Origin of the sequence: Dasania sp. GY-MA-18 (assembly GCF_024734385.1) — a bacterium.
Lineage (GTDB): Bacteria > Pseudomonadota > Gammaproteobacteria > Pseudomonadales > Dasaniaceae > Dasania > Dasania phycosphaerae.
Map to the genome: position 1 here is coordinate 185982 of NZ_JANHAP010000008.1, position 18663 is coordinate 204644.

At 47.8% G+C, this 18663-nt stretch carries 15 protein-coding genes; 9 read left to right on the plus strand and 6 right to left on the minus strand.

Annotated features, from left to right (window positions below):
* The first annotated feature begins 123 nt into the window (after positions 1-123).
* The 3 genes from NO559_RS11215 to rluB all read left to right on the plus strand — a co-directional run bounded on the left by NO559_RS11215 (position 124) and on the right by rluB (position 2882).
* Entirely contained in the window at positions 124-939 is an 816-nt protein-coding gene (locus NO559_RS11215) for a ScpA family protein (protein WP_258331960.1), read from the plus strand.
* Positions 936-1928: an SMC-Scp complex subunit ScpB gene (scpB, locus tag NO559_RS11220; protein ID WP_258331920.1), complete on the plus strand. Its 993-nt coding sequence runs from the start codon at positions 936-938 to the stop codon at positions 1926-1928. The genes NO559_RS11215 and scpB overlap by 4 nt, the downstream gene beginning before the upstream one ends.
* Positions 1929-2027: 99 nt before the next feature.
* Positions 2028-2882 (plus strand): 23S rRNA pseudouridine(2605) synthase RluB, encoded by an 855-nt coding sequence (gene rluB, locus NO559_RS11225; protein ID WP_258331921.1) that lies wholly within the window; start codon positions 2028-2030, stop codon positions 2880-2882.
* Positions 2883-3079: 197 nt separating this feature from the next.
* Here rluB and NO559_RS11230 read toward each other — a convergent pair whose 3' ends face one another.
* From NO559_RS11230 to NO559_RS11240, 3 genes are all read right to left on the minus strand, one after another.
* The gene (locus tag NO559_RS11230; RefSeq protein ID WP_258331922.1) at positions 3080-3952 is read right to left on the minus strand and encodes a prohibitin family protein; all 873 of its coding nucleotides are present in this window, start codon (positions 3950-3952) and stop codon (positions 3080-3082) included.
* A 318-nt stretch (positions 3953-4270) separates the two neighbouring features.
* A complete protein-coding gene (locus tag NO559_RS11235) occupies positions 4271-5374 on the minus strand; it encodes a phosphoribosylaminoimidazolesuccinocarboxamide synthase (RefSeq protein ID WP_258331923.1) in 1104 nt (367 codons plus the stop codon).
* Between the two features lie 76 nt (positions 5375-5450).
* Complete coding sequence (locus NO559_RS11240) at positions 5451-7034, minus strand: cation:proton antiporter family protein (RefSeq protein ID WP_258331924.1); 1584 nt, start codon at positions 7032-7034, stop codon at positions 5451-5453.
* 126 nt (positions 7035-7160) lie between these two features.
* On the opposite strand from NO559_RS11240, the gene NO559_RS11245 reads away from it, so the two are divergent.
* The 6 genes from NO559_RS11245 to NO559_RS11270 all read left to right on the plus strand — a co-directional run bounded on the left by NO559_RS11245 (position 7161) and on the right by NO559_RS11270 (position 13808).
* The gene (locus NO559_RS11245; protein ID WP_258331925.1) at positions 7161-7934 is read left to right on the plus strand and encodes an exodeoxyribonuclease III; all 774 of its coding nucleotides are present in this window, start codon (positions 7161-7163) and stop codon (positions 7932-7934) included.
* A gap of 131 nt (positions 7935-8065) precedes the next feature.
* Positions 8066-8395, plus strand: a complete 330-nt coding sequence (yajC, locus tag NO559_RS11250; RefSeq protein WP_258331926.1) for a preprotein translocase subunit YajC — start codon at positions 8066-8068, stop codon at positions 8393-8395.
* Between the two features lie 162 nt (positions 8396-8557).
* Positions 8558-9460: a 5'-nucleotidase gene (locus tag NO559_RS11255; RefSeq protein ID WP_258331927.1), complete on the plus strand. Its 903-nt coding sequence runs from the start codon at positions 8558-8560 to the stop codon at positions 9458-9460.
* A gap of 206 nt (positions 9461-9666) precedes the next feature.
* The gene (cysB, locus tag NO559_RS11260) at positions 9667-10641 is read left to right on the plus strand and encodes an HTH-type transcriptional regulator CysB (RefSeq protein ID WP_258331928.1); all 975 of its coding nucleotides are present in this window, start codon (positions 9667-9669) and stop codon (positions 10639-10641) included.
* Between the two features lie 670 nt (positions 10642-11311).
* Positions 11312-11929: a bifunctional phosphoserine phosphatase/homoserine phosphotransferase ThrH gene (gene thrH, locus NO559_RS11265; protein ID WP_258331929.1), complete on the plus strand. Its 618-nt coding sequence runs from the start codon at positions 11312-11314 to the stop codon at positions 11927-11929.
* A 598-nt stretch (positions 11930-12527) separates the two neighbouring features.
* The gene (locus tag NO559_RS11270; protein WP_258331930.1) at positions 12528-13808 is read left to right on the plus strand and encodes an MFS transporter; all 1281 of its coding nucleotides are present in this window, start codon (positions 12528-12530) and stop codon (positions 13806-13808) included.
* A 38-nt stretch (positions 13809-13846) separates the two neighbouring features.
* On the opposite strand, the gene NO559_RS11275 is transcribed toward NO559_RS11270, so the two are convergent.
* From NO559_RS11275 to NO559_RS11285, 3 genes are read right to left on the minus strand one after another with little or no spacing between them, the layout of a single operon-like run.
* The gene (locus NO559_RS11275; RefSeq protein WP_258331931.1) at positions 13847-16462 is read right to left on the minus strand and encodes a CHAT domain-containing protein; all 2616 of its coding nucleotides are present in this window, start codon (positions 16460-16462) and stop codon (positions 13847-13849) included.
* Entirely contained in the window at positions 16459-17040 is a 582-nt protein-coding gene (locus NO559_RS11280; RefSeq protein WP_258331932.1) for a hypothetical protein, read from the minus strand. The genes NO559_RS11275 and NO559_RS11280 overlap by 4 nt, the downstream gene beginning before the upstream one ends.
* 51 nt (positions 17041-17091) lie before the next feature.
* The gene (locus NO559_RS11285) at positions 17092-18528 is read right to left on the minus strand and encodes a DUF4384 domain-containing protein (RefSeq protein ID WP_258331933.1); all 1437 of its coding nucleotides are present in this window, start codon (positions 18526-18528) and stop codon (positions 17092-17094) included.
* Between the last annotated feature and the right edge of the window lie 135 nt (positions 18529-18663).

An 18663-nucleotide genomic window follows, 5' to 3' on the forward strand; every position in this document is an offset into this window, starting at 1 on the left:
GCGCCCCCCAGCACTAACGAGGCCGCCAGCGATGTGGCAGCCAGCGGCCAGCACCAGCCCGGCGCTGAGCCTGCGGCGGCTGAGGACGCTGAAGCGATAGCGCAGCTACCCGCAGAGCATAAGTTGAGCTTGCAGCAGTTGCGTAGCATGGGCAGCCAACAAGGCGAAATGCCCTTTGCGGTAGTAGCAGGGCAGGCACTGACCGAAATCCCCCGCGACCTGTACATCCCCCCCGATGCCCTAGAAGTGTTTTTAGAGGCTTTTGAGGGCCCGCTAGATTTACTGCTATACCTGATTAAGCGCCAAAATATCGATATTTTAGAAATCAACGTCGCTAATATCACTAAGCAATATATGCAGTACGTAGAGCTGATGGACTCCATGCAGTTTGAGTTGGCTGCAGAGTACTTGCTGATGGCGGCCATGCTGGCAGAAATCAAGTCTCGCATGTTATTGCCGCGCTCGGAAGAGGCCCAGGACGAAGAAGAGGATCCGCGTGCCGAATTAATCCGTCGCCTACAGGAATACGAGCGCTTTAAAAAAGCCGCTGAAGACATAGACGAAATGCCCCGCATGGGCCGCGAAGTTTATCAGGCCTCGGCCCAGCCCCCAGACTTTAAACAGGTGCGCGCCGAGCCAGAAGTAGAAATGAAAGAGCTGCTATTGGCTTTGGGAGAAGTATTGCGCCGCGCTGATATGTTTGAAAGCCATCACGTCGCCAAAGAAAAACTCTCCACCCGCGAGCGCATGACGCAGGTGCTGTCGCAGGTTTCGAGTGTGCAATTTATGCCTTTCTCTTCACTGTTTACCATAGAGGAAGGTCGCCTGGGGGTAGTGGTTACCTTCTTAGCCATCTTAGAATTAATAAAAGAGTCATTGCTTGAGTTAGTACAGACTGAAGACTTTGGCCCCATACATGTAAAAGCAAGAGCCTCATGAGTAAAGAAACCGAGCAACTACAGCGCATCGTAGAAGGCGCATTAATGGCAGCGGGCAAGCCCCTTAACATACAAAACCTCATTGACCTGTTTGATGCTGAACAGGAGGAGCCGCCCAGCAAAGAGCAAATTAAAACCGCGCTGGAAGATATACAAAGCGATTGCAAAGGCCGTGGTTTTGAACTCAAAGAAATTGCCAGTGGTTACCGCTTTCAAGTTATTCAAGAAGTGGCACCTTGGGTATCGCGCATGTGGGATGAAAAGCCGCAAAAATACTCCCGCGCCTTATTAGAAACCTTATCGCTAATTGCTTACCGGCAACCCATTACCCGTGGCGACATAGAAGACATACGCGGCGTAGCCGTAAGCTCACATATAGTTAAAACCTTATTAGAGCGCGAGTGGGTGCGTGTAGTGGGCCATAAAGATGTGCCTGGCAGGCCTGCCTTATATGCGACTACCCGGTCCTTTTTAGATTATTTCAATTTAAAAAATCTGGACGAGCTACCCACTTTGGCTGAAATTCGCGACTTGGATGATATGAACGGCGAGTTATCATTAGAAGGCGCCGATACACCCAACATGGACGCCCAGCAAAGCGAAGAGGCGGGATCAGTAGACCCCATAGATCAACAAGAGCAAGAAGATGCCGCCGACGGCATAGCTACCGAGGCTGAGCCTGAATCAGTAACAGAAGCTGAAGCTGATCTAGAGGCAGGTGCGCAAAGCGAATCTGCTGATGAAGTAGCGCAAGAAGAGCTCAGCGAAGACGGCGACCAGCAAAGTGAAAGGGCCGAACTCGTAGGTGAAGATGATACTGCCTCGGCAGGCGTTGAGGTTGCTGATATAGAAGCAGAAGCAGAGCCTGCAGCCGCGTCAGAGACCGAAGCCACCACCCATACTATGCTAGATGATGAAGACGACGAACAGGCCGCCTTAGAAGCCGCCGCTGAAGCTGCATTGTTAGCCGAAGAAGAATTCAGCCGTTAGGTATACAGTCGCTAGTTCATAGTCACTAGTCGCTAGCGACTAACAGTAGAAATAAAAGACTCAGTGCCAACAACTCCACCCCTTAAAAAAGTGTAAAACATGTCAACAGAGCCAACTGGTGAAAAACTACAAAAGCTATTAGCCCAAGCGGGCCTCGGTTCGCGCCGAGAAATGGAAAAAGTGATTGCCGAAGGGCGCGTGAAAGTTAACGATAAAACTGCCAAGCTAGGCGATCGCGCCAGCGGTAGAGATAAAATTAAAGTGGATGGCAAAATTATTAAAGCCATTACCGCCGAAAAATATGCCGGTAGAGTGTTAATTTACAACAAGCCCGAGGGTGAAATCTGTTCACGCAACGACCCGGAAGGGCGTCGCACCGTATTCGACCGCTTACCTAAAATCCCCAATGGCCGCTGGATATCAGTAGGTCGCTTGGATTACAACACCAGCGGCTTATTAATCTTTACCACCGATGGCGAGTTAGCCAACGCACTGATGCACCCTTCAACGGTGATAGAGCGCGAATACATGGTGCGCGTATTGGGCAATGTGGATGAACCCATGTTGCAGCGCTTACATGAAGGTGTATTGCTAGACGATGGCGTCGCTCGCTTTACCGACATCGTTGATCATGGTGGCGAAGGTGCCAACCGCTGGTTTTATGTGGTCATTATGGAGGGCCGCAACCGCGAAGTCCGCCGCCTATGGGAGTCGCAAGAGGTGCAAGTAAACCGCCTCAAGCGCGTTCGCTACGGTGATGTATTTTTACCCTCCAAACTCAAGCAGGGCCAATGGACAGAAATGCCCGGTAAAGAGGTAGATGCGCTGTATAAAATGGCCGGCCTAGAAGTGTTAAAGCCCGCACCTATCAACCCCAAAGACAGGCAGTCCTTTGAGCGCCAAGAGCGCAAAAATAAGCCCGTGCACAGGGGGCGTAGGACGCCTAATAAATAGTTTGATGAAGCCGGCAGATGCCGGCTTTTTTGTTAGGATTATTTGTGAATAGTTTTCTGCTAGTCATGCCCGCAATAGCGGGCATCCAATTATGAGCGCTATTAATTTACATCCATATTTAAACTTATCATTAATGCCTGTAAATAGCGCTTGTTAGCCAGTTAAAGATCATAGTCTAGGTGTTAGGCATTGTGCGTTTATTTTTTGCCCCTAATATCCATAATTGGCATCGCGCCATCCCCCATCATTGTTGAGGGCAGCTTGCCATCCCAGGCTTGTGCCTCGGTTAGTTTTACGATTAAAGGGTTATTTTTTAGCGCTTTGGCTTTAGCCTCTATGGCTTGCGCCTCGGCCTTACCTTTCAGCAATATGGATTGCGCTTCAGCTTCGGCCACTTTTAATATGCCCTTGGCTTTGGCATCGGCGGTGTTAACTGCTCGTAGCGCTTCTAGGCGCTGGCGCTCGAGTTTATGCTCTTCCGCTGCGGCTAAATTCTTTTCAGTTTGTTTGATTTCTATAGAGTTAATGTATTTTTGAGGCAATACAATATTTTCTATTTGTATATTATCCACTACCACAGGGAAACCGCCCATTTCCTCGGCTAAGCGCCGCTCTATACCTTGTATGGCTGAGGCTCTATCTTGTATTAGTTGTTCGGCTTCAAATTGGGGGATGGTATCTTTGGTGGCTGAGCGGAATCTTGGATCCAAGATGCGTTGCTCAAACTGAGTAAGGCCACCGTATTTTTTAAATAGATCCAGTGCTGCTTCTTTATTAACGGTCCAGTTTACTGAGACCTCAATGGTGACTGGCATTTGCTCTTTAGTGCTAGAGGCCATTTTTTCAGCATTTTTTCTGGTTCGTACCTCAATCATTTCTACTGTTTCAATGAAGGGGATTTTAAAGTGCAGGCCTGGGTTTTCTTGATGCATGGCCTCACCAAAACGTTTAATCACACCCACATGGCCTTCAATAACAATATAATAGGAATTGAGTACGGCAATAATGGCTAATACTAAAGGTATGGCTTTGGCGGCATTAAGCGCAGTGAGTTTTTCTTTGATGTTCATAGCTGTCCTTGTGGTTTGTATGTAGTTGCTTTATTTAAAAGCCATTTTGCAGGTCGTATTTAGATGGTTTATTAAATCATTCCATGGTGTGCTGTTTAGGCTATTAATATTTTAGGTAAAACTTTTATATCAGCCTTGATGAAATTTAGCCACGAAAAATAATGTGAATATTACCGAGCTGGCCTTTGCTTAAAGGCTGCAGTGGCTGGATGCTAAATCAAGTTCAGCATGACGGGCTGCAATTAATATGGCGCTATAGCAGAAACAAAAATCCCCGTATAAACGGGGATTAGCGCTGTGTAGTGCAAGTGGCTGTGGCTAGTCTATTAGTCCATACTGCTCACGCAATACTTCAATGATTTCTGCTTTAGGATTAGCCGATAGTTGTAATTTTTGACCGGTAATCTTTTCGGCAATACCGGTGTAGGTTTTGGATATGTCCATTAAGGCTGACTCGGGTAGCACATTGTCTTTAGCCAGTGCGCTGCGTTCATCCATGCGGTCTTTGTTTAATAAAATATCGGGGTCGGGGAAGTGGTTTAATAAAAACTGCCTAAAGCCTTCTTTGGAGTTTTCTATAATATCACCCTGGCGATAAGCGGCGCCGTCCCAGATGCGTGAAGAGTCGGGTGTGCCCACTTCGTCCATGTAGATGAGTTTATCGTTGCCGTGGCTGTCACGCACATAGCCAAACTCAAATTTGGTGTCTACAAAGATTTGGTCTAGTGCGGCCAGCGCGTCGCTGATTACATTAAAGCCTTGTTTTAATAAGCGCTCGTAGTGGTCTATGTCAGCGATGTTTTTAAAATTAAAGGCCGCGTAGTTGTCGGCTATGTTTTGACGGCTGATGTTAACGTCATCGGCTTCGGGTACGCCGGGCAGGCCTTTTAATATGCCTTTGGTGGACGGGGTGATTAAAACATCATCCAATTTTTGATCTTTCTTTAAGCCTTCGGGTAAGGTAATGCCACAAAATTCGCGCTCGCCCTTGCTGTAGGCGCGCCACATAGAGCCGGTAATATATTGACGGCAGATGGCTTCTATCATTACCGGTTGCGCTTTTTGTACTATCCACACAAAGGGGTGGGGGATATCCAGTATGTGGCTATCGGCCAAGCCCTGCTCTTTAAATAATTTAAACCAGTGATTGGAAATGGCGTTTAAGGCTGCGCCTTTGCCGGGTACGCCATTAAGACCACCCTCACCGCGCCAAATACAATCAAAGGCCGAGATGCGGTCGCTAATCACCATAATCGCCAAGGGGGTATCGGCGGGCACTTGATAGCCTTTTTCAGCGATGAGGCGCTGGCTGTCGGTGGTGCTTAGCCAATACACCGAGCGCACTTTGCCGCTGTGTACGGGTTTATCAGTGCGTATGGGCAGGTCGTCGTTAATGGCTAATACAGTATCGGCTAGGCTCATGGTACTCTCTGATGTTACTTCTTTTGGTAGGGGATTAGGGCGCAAATCATAGCAGATTACGCCTGTGGCGGCAGTGTCAATTTGGCGGTTGCGGCTTGTTATCTAGCAAGGCCAGGCTCTCATCAGCAAAGCCGCTACCGGCCTCGGTGAAAAAGTTAAAGACCTTATCTATACCCTGGCTAAGTAGTTTTTTCTGCTCATCTTCATAGCGGGCGATAGCGGCGATTTTACCTTTATACTTAACCGCGTTTAGTTGCTGGGTAACATTGGCGCTGTCTTCTATAGTGGGCAGTGATAGTAAAATCAGCTTTATTTTACTGATATCGAGTTTTTCCCAAAGGTCGGCATCTTCGCCATCACCGGCAAACACATGCATGCCTTTCTTTTTAAGGCCGCGTATACGACTCTGGTCTGCGTCCATGCCCCACACCTTATCGCCTAAGCGGCTATGCAGGGCCTGGTAGGCACCTTTGCCTACTCGTCCTAGGCCTATAACCAGTATTTCGGCATCTTTAGGTTGTATATAACGATCACTGGCTAAAGGCGTTTTGGATTCTAGGCGTTTAATCAGGGTCTTATGTTTGCCGTAGAACCGGTGAGCACCACGATAGAGTATGCTGGTAATTACAAAAGAAAAGGATGTGGATAGGGCTAAAATCACCAGCCACTCTTTGCTTATCCAATTAGCATTGGCCCCTAGGGCTACAACGATAAGGCCAAATTCACTAAAGTTACTTAGCGCCAGCGCGGTTAAGTAGGCAGTACGTGCTCTTAACTTTAGTTTTATAAAGACAGCAAAAAACAATAAAAACTTCAGTACTAGTAATAGGCAGATCAGTGCGGCGATGGAAATCATCTCTAGGTCGGGCAGGGCAATAAAGCCAATAGAGAGGAAAAAACCGATTAAAAATAAATCCCTAAAGTTCATCAGGGATTTGTTCAGTTCTGAGGCCGCAGCGTGGTGGCTGAGCAACATGCCAAACAGCAGTGCGCCTAGGTCACCTTTAAGCTGCAGGGCCTCAAATAACTGGTAGCCCCCTAGGGCAATACAAAAGCCGGTTAAAGGTAGCAGCTCACTGTGGCCTATATTGTTGAGCAGGCGGTTAATTATTGGCCGTACAAATACTAAGGCGATTAGCCCCACCGCATACTCAGAGGGGACTTTACCGGCACTGACGGCTAAAAAGATAACCGCGATAATATCCTGCATAACCAGCACGCCCATGGCGAGCTTGCCGTGGCGGGTTTTAATTTCGCCGCTTTCTTCTAATAACTTTATTGCACACACGGTGCTGCTAAAGCTAAAGGCAAAAGCGAGCAGGGCGGCAGCGCCGGGTTCTAGCTCGGTAAAATAGGGGGCTGATAGCAGGCCGATAAATAAAATAATACCGGTGGCCAAAGCCGTCCACAGGCTCATATGGCTAATCGAACCTATCCAAACCTCACGTTTAAATAAATCCTGCAGATGGATTTTTAAGCCTATGGTAAACAGCATTAGGGTAATGCCCATATTGGCGAGGCTGGTTAAGCTGTCGTTAGGCTGTATGCCCATGGCATTTAGGATAAAGCCGGCAATCAGGTAGCCTACCAGTGGCGGCAGGCCGATAAGCTTGGTGCTTAAACCGCAGGCAAAGGCGATTAATATCCAAATAAATTCCATAGCAGAGCTGCTCGCGAATATGAAAAAGAGCTTAGTTTACCGCCTAGCAGAGCTAAGAGCTATGTTGATGTTTAACCCACATCCACTTATCTGTATCATGGCCGCTCAATTTTTTTGGATGTGATTATGAAAGTTATTACCGCCAACGCTAATGGTATTAGGGCAGCGGCCCGCAAAGGTTTTTTTGAGTGGCTGGCTAAAGAGCAAGCCGATGTGGTTTGCATACAAGAGACCAAGGCACAGGTAGACCAGCTCAGTGATCCTATATTTCACCCCGAAGGCTATCACTGCTATTACTACGACGCTGAAAAGAAAGGCTATAGCGGTGTAGCACTGTACTGCAAAAAGAAGCCCAATAAAGTCATTAAAGGCTTGGGCTGGGACCCAGCGGATTCAGAAGGGCGCTATATACAAGCCGATTTTGATGGGGTGAGTGTTATCTCTATGTACCTGCCCTCAGGCTCTAGCAGCGAAGCTGTGCAGATTAAAAAAGATGGTTTCCTAGAAAATATTATGGAACACTTCAAAGCGCTGCGTCGTAAGCGCCGTGAGTATATTATTTGTGCTGATTGGAATATTTGCCATAAAGAGATAGACCTAAAAAACTGGAAACCGAATCAAAAGAACTCCGGCTTTTTACCCCACGAGCGCGCCTGGTTAGATACCCTGTATAACGAAGTAGGCTATGTAGATGCCTTTAGGGAGATCAATCAAGAACCAGAGCAATACACCTGGTGGTCTAATCGCGGCCAGGCCTGGGCTAAGAACGTGGGCTGGCGCATAGATTACCATGTGATTACCCCCGGCTTGGTGGATAAAATACAGTCAGCATCCATATACAAAGAAGAGCGTTTTTCAGATCACGCGCCCTTTATTATGGAATACGACATAGAGTACTAACAGCAGCGCGCACAGGTGATTGCCTAGGCGCTAGTAAAAGCGTTACAGTATGCGGCGATTTAGCCCGGTGGCGTAGGCCTAAGGTAATGCCGCTTTTGGTTAAACATTAAACAGTTTATAAGGTTAACAGTATGGATTTTATTTCTCAGGCTCACGCACAAGCAGCAGGCCAAGCTCCATCCGATGGCGGCATTATTCAATTGGTAATGCTAGTGGGTTTATTTGTGATGTTTTACTTTATCGCTATACGCCCCCAGCGTAAGCGCCAAAAAGAGCATACCGAAATGGTCAACGCGCTGGGTAAAGGCGATGAAGTGGTAACTACCAGTGGCATTTTGGGCAAGATTGTTAAAATTGAAGGCGATTATCTGCTACTCAATGTTAGCGATAATGTCGATCTTAAGTTTCAACGCCACTCTATACATGCGGTATTACCTAAGGGTACTTTGAAGAGTATCTAAGTAGGTTCTATAGATTGTGTGAGCGGCGACTTTTTAGTCGCCGTTTTTGCTTAAAACACAGTCGCTAGATGGCTAGTCTCTAGTTAATGGTCGCTGGTGTTTGTATTTTTACGAGAGCGGCCCAATACTCTAGAGACTAGAGACTGCAACATAAGGATTACCATGCCACAGGGCGCAAACGATAAGCTGGTTATTTCTATCTCCTCCAGAGCCTTATTCAATCTGGACGACAGCCATTTGGTGTACCAGCAGCAGGGCTTGGCAGCCTATCAGCAATATCAAATCGAGCACGAGGATGATGTGCTAGAGCCCGGTGAGGCTTTTCCCTTGGTGCGAAAATTACTGGCGATTAATAGCAAGCTAGAGGGTGAGCCGCGGGTAGAAGTGATACTGCTATCGCGTAACAGTGCCGATACCGGCCTGCGGGTGTTTAACTCCATAGAGCATTACGGCTTGGACATTAGCCGTGCCGCCTTTAGCGGTGGCCAAAGCCCATATCGCTATGTGTCAGCCTTTGGCTGCCATTTGTTTTTATCCACCGATGCCGGTGATGTGCGCTCAGCACTGGAGAACGGGGTGGCAGCGGCTACCTTGATGCCTTCACCACAGCGGGTATACGATGCCGAAGCCCCGTTAAAATTTGCCTTTGATGGTGATGCCGTGCTGTTTTCTGACGAGGCCGAGCAAATCTACAAGCATCAAGGTCTAGACGCCTTTACCGTAAGCGAGCGAGCCGCCGCTAAAACGCCGTTAACCGGTGGGCCTTTTAAGGCCTTTTTATCGGCCCTGCATGGCCTGCAGGCAGAGTTCCCGCCTGAGGATTCTCCCATACGCACAGCCTTGGTTACTGCCAGGTCAGCCCCGGCCCATGAAAGGGTGATACGCACCCTGCGCAGCTGGAATATACGTATAGATGAATCACTGTTTTTAGGGGGCTTACCTAAGGGTGACTTTTTAAAAGCCTATGGCGCCGATGTGTTTTTTGATGACCAGCAAGCCCATTGCGACTCCGCCAGCCAGCACGTGGCCACAGGCCATGTGCCACACGGGGTGGCCAATCCCTAGGCTTAAAGCTATGCCTCAGTTCATATCTAGAACAAATAGAAACTTTTGGGCAATTATTAGGCGAAATTAGTTATATGGGCTATGTTTTAAAGGTCGTAACCGTATCCGTTTACTAAAACAATAAGTAATAACAAGATAAGCAATAAAACAAGGCGAGTTAGTAAGGCATTAACACTGTTTTTATTAGCATCGAGCCGGAGGGTAGTATGAAATTACAACAGTTGCGCTACATCTGGGAAGTGGCACATCACGATTTGAACGTATCGGCCACTGCTCAAAGTTTATATACCTCACAACCGGGTATCAGCAAGCAAATACGGCTGCTGGAAGATGAGCTGGGGGTAGAGGTATTTTCCCGCAGTGGTAAACACCTAACCCGTGTCACCCCGGCCGGCGAGGCCATACTTAAAACCGCGGGTGAAATACTGCGCAAGGTTGAGAGTATTAAGCAGGTGGCGCAGGAGTTTAGTGATGAGCAAAAGGGCAGCTTATCCATAGCCACCACCCACACCCAGGCACGCTATGCCTTGCCTAAAACCATAGAAAATTTTATCAATCGCTATCCCGAGGTGTCGCTGCATATGCACCAGGGCACGCCTATGCAAATCTCCGAACTGGCCGCCGATGGCACGGTAGATTTTGCCATAGCCACCGAGGCTCTGGAGTTATTTAGCGACTTAATCATGATGCCCTGTTACAAGTGGAACCGGGCCATAATCGTACCCAAAGATCATCCCTTAGCGCAGGTAAGTAATATTACCCTAGAAGATGTGGCTGCCCACCCCATAGTCACCTATGTATTTGGCTTTTCGGGGCGCTCCAAATTGGATGAGGCCTTTATTGCCAAGGGCTTAGCCCCCAAGGTGGTGTTTACCGCCGCCGATGCCGATGTGATTAAAACCTATGTGAGGCTGGGCTTGGGTATAGGCATAGTAGCTAAAATGGCCTTTAACGAAGAACTGGATAGCGACCTAGTCGCCATAGATGCCAGCCATCTATTTGCCCCCAGTATTACCCGCATAGGCTTTAGGCGCGGCACCTTTTTACGCGGCTTTATGTATGAGTTTATTGAGCTATTCGCCCCGCACCTCACCAAATCAGTGGTAGAGGACGCATACCAGCGCCACACCAAGCAAGAGCTGGATGAGCTGTTTGAACATATAGAGCTGCCTGAGTATTAAGCTGCTATTCAACAACTAGTCCAAGCCGCACATGTTGCGGCTTTTTTATGTGCAGCTAAAAACCGTCCGCTGCTTGTGCATCGTGCAAACCAGCCAGCAGTCACTCCAAACTTGATTTGGGGTCCATGGCCAGTGTGCGTATTAGAGCGACACTTAATAGATTCCGGCTAAAGACATGCCGGAATGACGGGATGGAAATAACAGCTTGGTGCACAGTCTGTCAGCACATCTCCCCAAACTTGATTTGGGGTCCATAGACTAAGTAGGTGTTTGGAGTGGCGCTTAATAGATTCCGGCTAAGGACATACCGGAATGACGGGATTGAAATAACAGCTTGGTGCACAGTCTGTCAGCACATCTCCCCAAACTTGATTTGGGGTCCATAGACTAAGTAGGTGTTTGGAGTAGCGCTTAATAGATTCCGGCTAAGGACATACCGGAATGACGGGATTGAAATAACAGCTTGGTGCACAGTCCGTCAGCACATCTCCCCAAACTTGATTTGGGGTCCATAAGCTGTGGCAATAGCAGCGACTGAGGGAGTTGAGCCCAAGCTATATCTTAAGCAACGAGCTATGGGCTATTTACCTGGCCTCAGGCCATAGCTGAGTTGCAGCAGGGGTGGTAGAATCAGCGCCTTTTACAGCCATGCAAGCCTTTAGGAGTCCACGTGGAAATAGCCTGTTTAGATTTGGAAGGGGTATTAATCCCTGAGATTTGGATTAACTTTGCCGAAAAAACCGGCATAGAAGAACTCAAAGCCACAACCCGAGATGTACCCGATTACGATGTATTAATGAAACAACGTTTACGCATCTTAAACGAGCACGGTTATGGCTTGCCCGATATACAGGCGGTAATCAGCGAATTATCTCCTATGGAAGGGGCTGCAGAGTTTTTAAACTGGCTGCGTGAGCGTTTTCAAGTGGTAATTTTATCCGACACCTTTTACGAATTCGGTATGCCCTTTATGAAGCAGCTGGGTTACCCCACCTTGTTGTGTCACAAGCTAGAGGTGGATGAAAACGGCAAGGTTACCGACTACAAACTGCGCCAGGCCAACCCCAAGCGCCAAGCCGTAATAGGTTTTCACTCCATGTACTATCGCACCATAGCGACTGGTGACTCTTACAACGACACCGCCATGTTAGCCGAAGCCGATGCTGGTATTTTATTTAAATCACCGGACAATGTGATTGCTGAGTTCCCACAGTACCCAGCCGTACATACTTACGAAGATTTGAAAAAAGAATTTATCAAAGCCAGTAATCGCGACCTTAGCCTGTAATAAGCTAGGTTAAGACGAAATAAAACGGCGCACTCATCACCATGGGGCGCCGTTTTTTTATGGGGTTGCGATTAGCAGTACAACCCCGCAGCACGTCACCCCAAACTTGATTTGTGGTCCAAAGGCCGCGCAGGCTTGTACTTGGGCGCTAATGGATTCCGGCTAACAGCATACCGGAATGACGAGTGGCGAATAAATGAATGCTTCAGTCATCAATAAGTAAAAATGAAAAGGCGTTGCGGCCAACAAACCGCGACAGTGACAGAACCGTAGCACCACCCCCGCAGCACGTCACCCCAAACTTGATTTGGGGTCCATAGGCTACGCAGGCTTGTACTTCGGCGTTAATAGATTACGGCTAAGGGCATGCCGGAATGACGAAGCGTCATGGCTCTAGACGAAGCATACAGTGCCAGCGCCCAAGAAACATGATCAACAAAGCCATGTATTAGCGCTATAAAAACACCAGTAATTACGGTTAAAATCCGTCGTGCTGATATCGGGTCGTTAATAACAGCCCTGCACACTAAGCAGCATTACACAATAATTGATTATTCATATAGTCACCAACAAGCTAAGCAAGCGGGCACAAAACCTTATGTATAAACTACTAAAAACACCCGGCGCCATTTTTTATGTGCTTGCTTTATTTCTTAATGCCTTTATAGATTTAGGCCATAAAATCATTATTCAAAACACCCTGTTTAAAGCCTACGATGGCCAAGAGCAGGTGATATACACCGCTATAGTCAATGCCCTGATTCTTTTGCCATTTATTTTATTGCTGTCGCCAGTAGGCTTTATTGCTGATAAATACCCCAAACATCAAGTGATGCGTTTCTCGGCATGGCTGGCTGTGGTGGTGACTTTATTTATCACAGCTTGTTATTACCTGGGCTGGTTTTGGCAGGCCTTCGCCTTAACGTTTGTGTTGGCTATACAGTCGGCATTTTATTCGCCGGCAAAATACGGTTACATCAAATTTTTATTTGGGGTAGAGCGCTTGGTGCCGGGCAACGGTTTAGTGCAGGCGGTCACTATAGTTGCCATTTTAGCGGGTACCGTGGTGTACTCTTTGTTTTTTGAAATGCTTTATCCCGCTGGCGTAGTCGACCCAAAAGTGATTTTACAACATATAGCGGTTATCGGCTGGTTGCTGGTGATTAATGCCATTTTTGAGCTAATCATGACGTATAAGCTGCCACAGTTAGAGCAGGGCGACCCTGAAAAAACCTTCCCCGTTAAAGCTTATCTGCAAGGCCGGTTAATGCGCCAGCTGGCTGCACTGGTTTGCAAAAAATCGATTATCATCTGGGCTATTATTGGCCTGGCTTTATTTTGGTCGGTGGGGCAGGTGATGCTGGCGGCGTTCCCTGCCTATGCCAAGGCGCAGTACGGGGTAAGCAATACCTTAGTCATACAAGCGGTATTAGGTTGTGCCGGTTTAGGTATAGTGTTGGGCTCGTGGCTAGCGGCAAAATTATCGATCAATCAAATACGCATAGTTTTAATCCCTATAGGTGCTATAGGGGTGGCGCTATGCCTCAGCGTATTAACCTTTGCCGGCTCTATAGTTTTATCCGCTGTATTATTTGTCGGTGTCGGCGCTATGGGCGGTTTAATGATTGCGCCACTTAATGCGCTGATACAATTTCACAGCCAAGAGCATGAGCTGGGCCACGTGCTGGCCATGAATAACTGGCTGCAAAACGTCGCCATGGCCAGCTTTTTAGGCTTAACTGTCTGGTTTGCTGTGCAGGGCTATAGCAGTGAGTTGTTATTGCAGTTGATTGCTATATTGGCTTTGCTGGCTAGTACTTTGCTATTGTTTTATTTCTTTTATAAAAATAACAAGCAGCGTGTACAGCGAAAGCAATAGGCTGATGTTTTTATATCCCTAGCCCCAAACTTTACGCTTTAGCCTTGCCCCGTGAGTTGAAAGGCCGCCCAGTAAAAAGGGTGGTTGTTGCTACTGTTTATCATTTGCTGCTGTGCACTGCGCAGAGCCTGGCCGTAGTTTTGCTGGCTAATCCCTTGATAAAATAAATTCATAAGTTGTTGGGTGCCGCTGTCGTCTACTTTCCATAGGCTGGCGATAATGTTGTCGCTGCCGGCGTATAAAAAGCCGCGGGTTAAACCTATGACTTCGTCACCGTTGGCCAAGCTGCCCAGGCCGGTTTCGCAGGCGGATAGCACAACTAGGCTGGCGTTGAGTTGTAGTTGGTAAACCTCACCCATAGTTAGTTCGCCATCATTGCTGGCGTCTTTGGCTAACAGCAGGCGTGATTGCTGAGCCCGGCGGCTGTTAAATTCGCCATGTGAGGCTATGTGTAAAATACCGTATTGCTGGCCTTGTTGTTTGAGCAGGGTTTCTGTTGCCTGTTGTTGGGTCACTATAGCGCTGTTATTGATGAGTGTAGCGATGCGTTTAACCTCTTGCTCGGCACCGGGCAAATCTACGGTGGGGTTGCCCATAGCTAATAGGGAGTGCTGCTTGTTAGCGCTATCACGGTTGAGGAATGCCGCCACACTGGCGCTGGGTAGGTGGCTAATAGCCCTTTGTTCAATCAAAAACTGTTGGCCGCTGTGTAGCGAGGCAAAGGGTAGGTAGTGCAAAGCGCCACTGGCAACGATGGTGAGTTCGGCGTGATCGTTTAATTGTAGCGGGCTAATAAGCTCTTGATAGAGTTGCTGCGAGAGTTGCTTATAGCGCTGGCTGTTTTTATTTTGTAATTGTTTTCTATAGTCGCTAATGCGTAAGTTTAGTTGTGCCGCATTAAGCTTAAGCGTTTGTATGTTATTAGCGGTGACTTTAAAGGCATACCATTGGTCATCTAATTCAAGATATTCCACCAACACTTGTGTAGGGCTGAGTAAGGCTTGCAGCTCTTGTGCGTTAAAAGGCGTAACGGTGGTTAGTGATTGGGTTTCTATTTGTTTGATAGCGGCACGATCGCGGCGGCTATTTTTTAAACCGCGTAGGCCAGTACTGGTAGCGGCAGTGGCTGCGGGCTGCGGGTTAAAAGCTAGCGGCGCTAGGCTAATGCTGTTGGGCAGTTGTTCGCGTCGGGCTTGGCTGTCGGCTAGCATATCTACTAACGCGCGGCTGCGTGCGCGCTCAGCCGTTACAAAGGCTTGCTCATCGCGGCCTAGTTTTATAAGCAGGGCTATGGCGCGTTGATAGGCGCTGGCTTTGTCGCCAACAAAACCAATTTTTTGAGATTCTACCGAGATATTGCCACGGCTATTTTCTACTAGCTGCATGGCCAGTTCATAAGCCTGTAAGGCGGCGGCTAGTTGCCCTTGCTGCTCAAGGGCATAGCCTTTTTGGTAGGCGCTTAACCAGCGGATTTCGCTAAAGGAGGCGCTATCTCCATCGTTAAGGATATTGTTGGCGTGTTTTAGGCTCAGTGCCCAATCTTTATTGTTAGCGGCAATGAGTGCTAATTGTAACTGCTCCCTAAACTGTAAGCCGGTAAACAGCCGTTCGGTCAGCGCGTCTAAACCATAGTTTGCGCTAAACCCCGCCATTTTGGCGAAAGCCCCGTTGCTATTAAAACCGCTTAGGGCTGTGACAAAGTCACCTACTGCCAGCACGGCGCTGCTGCCCACTGCGAAATAGCCCATTAGGGTTTGGCCTATTTCGCTGGCGCTTATTGTCATGGGGCGCATGTGTTGATAGTCACCCAGTTCAAACAATACGGTGTTGAGGTAATACTGCCTGGCCCGCTGAAAGCTGTTGTGTATATCGCCGCCATCGCTGGTTTTGTGTAGCCGAGTAATTGTTTTTATATGTTCGGCGGCTAGTTGCGGGCGACCTAAACGAATTTCACTTTGGGCCGCTAGCGTGGCGCTCATTAATATATCGTAGGACCAGTGAAATTTTTCATTGCCGCCGGGCAGGGCATAATCATCGCTGCTGCGTTTGCCTTGATTATCGGGCTGAGGGCCGCCAGCGTATACATACATAAAACTTAAATCGCTGCGCTGGCTAGGGGCCTGCCATTGTTGTTCGCCCAACTCATAATAATTTTTTAAAGCGCTGTTGGCGTGGTCTAGCGCCTGTGTATATTGCCCTAATTGAAACCAGGCTTCAGCCAATAGGCGATGCTTGCGGGCTTCCACCTCTTGTGGAAATAGCGCGGTGGTATAGGGTGTTTCGGCAATTAAGGGCTGGCCGGCACGGGCATAGCTGGCGTACTCAGGGTATTGATTATGTTTGCGCATAAGGCCTAGGGTGAGGGCGAAAGAGCTGCGTTGCCACACCGCCATGCAATCATAAAACTGGCTGTAGTGGCCTAGGCTTAAATGGGCGTGGCACAGTGCATCTAAGCGGGTAATTTGGTCTGATAAATCGCGGGGCTGATAGCGTTGGGTTAAAGCCTGTAATTGCCCTTCATAATGTAACTCAGTGGGGGCCATCATGGCCTCGTCTGTGTCATCACTTAATAATGCCGGGTAGGGTGCGGCTAAGCTGACCGAGGCGGCAGTCAATAGAGGTAAAAATGAGGCTAACAACAGGGCTTTTTTCATAGGGCTGCACTCACGCTAACAATTTTCTCAATCACGGCGTCTATAAAATTGGTTTTATTACGTACGCTGTTAATGGCAAAGAGGTTATTAATCTTTAACTCATCATCCATTGCGGTTAATTGCATGCGTTCTTCATGGCTAAAGGTTTTTTGCTGCTGTGCTTTGCTTAGTGTTATATCGCCAGCAATAACAATATCCGCTGTAGAAAAAGTGACTAAGGCTTTGAGTTCGCTAGTGATAGTGTCGCTAACACGGTTTAGTTTTATGTGTAGGCTTTGCCATTGACAATCACTGTTGCTATTAATAGCTATACGGCCATCATGCTGTAGGTATTTTATAAACTGCTGCTTAATCACGGAGTCCAAATGCTGGTGGCTGCTATCTATAAAAACGGGATCGCTAACACTTAGCTGAAACTGGCACACCTTAATAGCAGTTGCATTCGGGTGGGGCTGTGGCGCCATTAGGCCTATATGTTGTTGATAATAATTAAAATCAACGCAGCCGCTAAGTGCGCTGACTAATATTAGATAGCTACATAGACGGCTTAATGAATAGCGGGAAATAAGAGTTAACATAGTAGAAGCCTAAGTATGAGGGTAGTTAACATAGCTATGGAATGAAACTGCTTAGCGACGCTGAGTAGTAAACAGTAGTACCGCTTCTGTGGCTGTACTCAGCTCTTGGCTGCTGGTTTTTTTCTTTTTTAAACCACGGGTTTGCATTACCGCCTGATTAATATTGTGGGATAGCACATAGTACTCACTGCTGGGTTCATAGTTATAGCTGGGTAATTGATTAACCATGTCGCTGCGGCTGGCAATGACTTGTAAGCTTTCTACACCATAGGGTGGGGAAACAATAAAACTGCCTATAGAAACCCATTTATTTACTTCATCGGCATTCACATAGTAAACAAAGCGGCGATCGCCTTGGGCCTCGTTAATATCGATCAGATAAGAGAGCTCGTTTTGTCCATTTTTAGTGTGGCCTACTACATAAAAATAGCCGGGCTTGTTCACTTTAATCAGTATTTCTATTTCTTCTCCATCTACAAACAGCAATTGCCTTTGGCCCTTGTTGGTGGCTACTTGTACATTAAAATCGCTGGCTACTGCATAGCCTGCGTGTAATAGGCGGTCAAAGTCTGGCGCTATAGGTTTGGTGGCTAAATGTTGATAACTACTGGGTGCCAGCTGTGCCAAGCGACTGCTAATAATATTACCTTGGGTATCACTAAGCGTGTAATTAACGCTAATACCTTGATCGTTAATTTGATATTCACCATTAAAAATATAGCGTGCTTGCTCTAGGTTATTGGCGCGCGCAAGTCGTTGGTTAATTTCTGTTAGCAGGGCGGCGGCAAAGGGGGTTATTTCCCTAGAGTGTTTTAAGGTGGCAGGCTGTGCATAGACCTGCCCCTGTGTTATTCCCTTGGTGAGTAGCTTGGCCGCTAGGCTTAAGCTAGGGGCGGCGGCCTCTAATTGCGCTAGCTGTAACTTAAGCTGCTGCGGGCTAATGCTGATAGGGGCGGGATGGTTTTGCGGGCTGAGATAGAGCAAAACCGTGGCAAACTGCTCATAGCGCTGGTAATCGGCCAATAGCTTGAGTAGCTGGGGGTAGTGCTGCGTGCGGGGTATATTGGCTAAGGCCGCGTATTGTTGCTGAATTTGTTGGGCTAGCTGCTGGGTTTTAGCATGATACAAGCCGCTGGCTACTTGGCTGTCCATGTTGGCTTGGCATAGCTGGCCTTCGGGGCTGGGGTAGCAATCTAGCTCCACCCCTATCATGGGTAGGTTGCTGCTGCTGTGGCTGCTACTGCTAAAGTTGCTGGCACCGCTGCTGTCTTCTTGTAGCGTAGAGCTGCTTTCTATTTGCACAAAAATACTGCTGGCTAAGGCGCTAAGCGCTGCGTTTTTGGCGCTGGCTTCATCGCTGCCATAAGCTTGGGCGCTGAGTGTGCGAGCTTGGCTAAGGCTGTGGCAGGCGAGGATAAGGATTAGGCTAATGAGTGCTTTGCTAAAGCTGGGGCGGTTATGCGAAGTAATACGGCTAAACATCATCATTCCATAAAAATGCCAAGGCTTAGGTGTTGCGCTGGCTGGTTATTATTCCTATACAGCTTAGCGTATTAATGGCGCTGTATGTTTTTAAAATAGCTGCGAATGCTCAAAAAACAAACGCCTTGTTATTGCTGGCCA

Bases quoted from the DNA above. Each gene is read 5' to 3' on its own strand.
- scpB (WP_258331920.1), top strand. From the start codon at position 936: ATGAGTAAAGAAACCGAGCAACTACAGCGCATCGTAGAAGGCGCATTA.
- rluB (WP_258331921.1), top strand. From the start codon at position 2,028: ATGTCAACAGAGCCAACTGGTGAAAAACTACAAAAGCTATTAGCCCAA.
- NO559_RS11230 (WP_258331922.1), bottom strand. From the start codon at position 3,952: ATGAACATCAAAGAAAAACTCACTGCGCTTAATGCCGCCAAAGCCATA.
- NO559_RS11235 (WP_258331923.1), bottom strand. From the start codon at position 5,374: ATGAGCCTAGCCGATACTGTATTAGCCATTAACGACGACCTGCCCATA.
- NO559_RS11240 (WP_258331924.1), bottom strand. From the start codon at position 7,034: ATGGAATTTATTTGGATATTAATCGCCTTTGCCTGCGGTTTAAGCACC.
- NO559_RS11245 (WP_258331925.1), top strand. From the start codon at position 7,161: ATGAAAGTTATTACCGCCAACGCTAATGGTATTAGGGCAGCGGCCCGC.
- yajC (WP_258331926.1), top strand. From the start codon at position 8,066: ATGGATTTTATTTCTCAGGCTCACGCACAAGCAGCAGGCCAAGCTCCA.
- NO559_RS11255 (WP_258331927.1), top strand. From the start codon at position 8,558: ATGCCACAGGGCGCAAACGATAAGCTGGTTATTTCTATCTCCTCCAGA.
- cysB (WP_258331928.1), top strand. From the start codon at position 9,667: ATGAAATTACAACAGTTGCGCTACATCTGGGAAGTGGCACATCACGAT.
- NO559_RS11270 (WP_258331930.1), top strand. From the start codon at position 12,528: ATGTATAAACTACTAAAAACACCCGGCGCCATTTTTTATGTGCTTGCT.
- NO559_RS11275 (WP_258331931.1), bottom strand. From the start codon at position 16,462: ATGAAAAAAGCCCTGTTGTTAGCCTCATTTTTACCTCTATTGACTGCC.
- NO559_RS11280 (WP_258331932.1), bottom strand. From the start codon at position 17,040: ATGTTAACTCTTATTTCCCGCTATTCATTAAGCCGTCTATGTAGCTAT.
- NO559_RS11285 (WP_258331933.1), bottom strand. From the start codon at position 18,528: ATGATGATGTTTAGCCGTATTACTTCGCATAACCGCCCCAGCTTTAGC.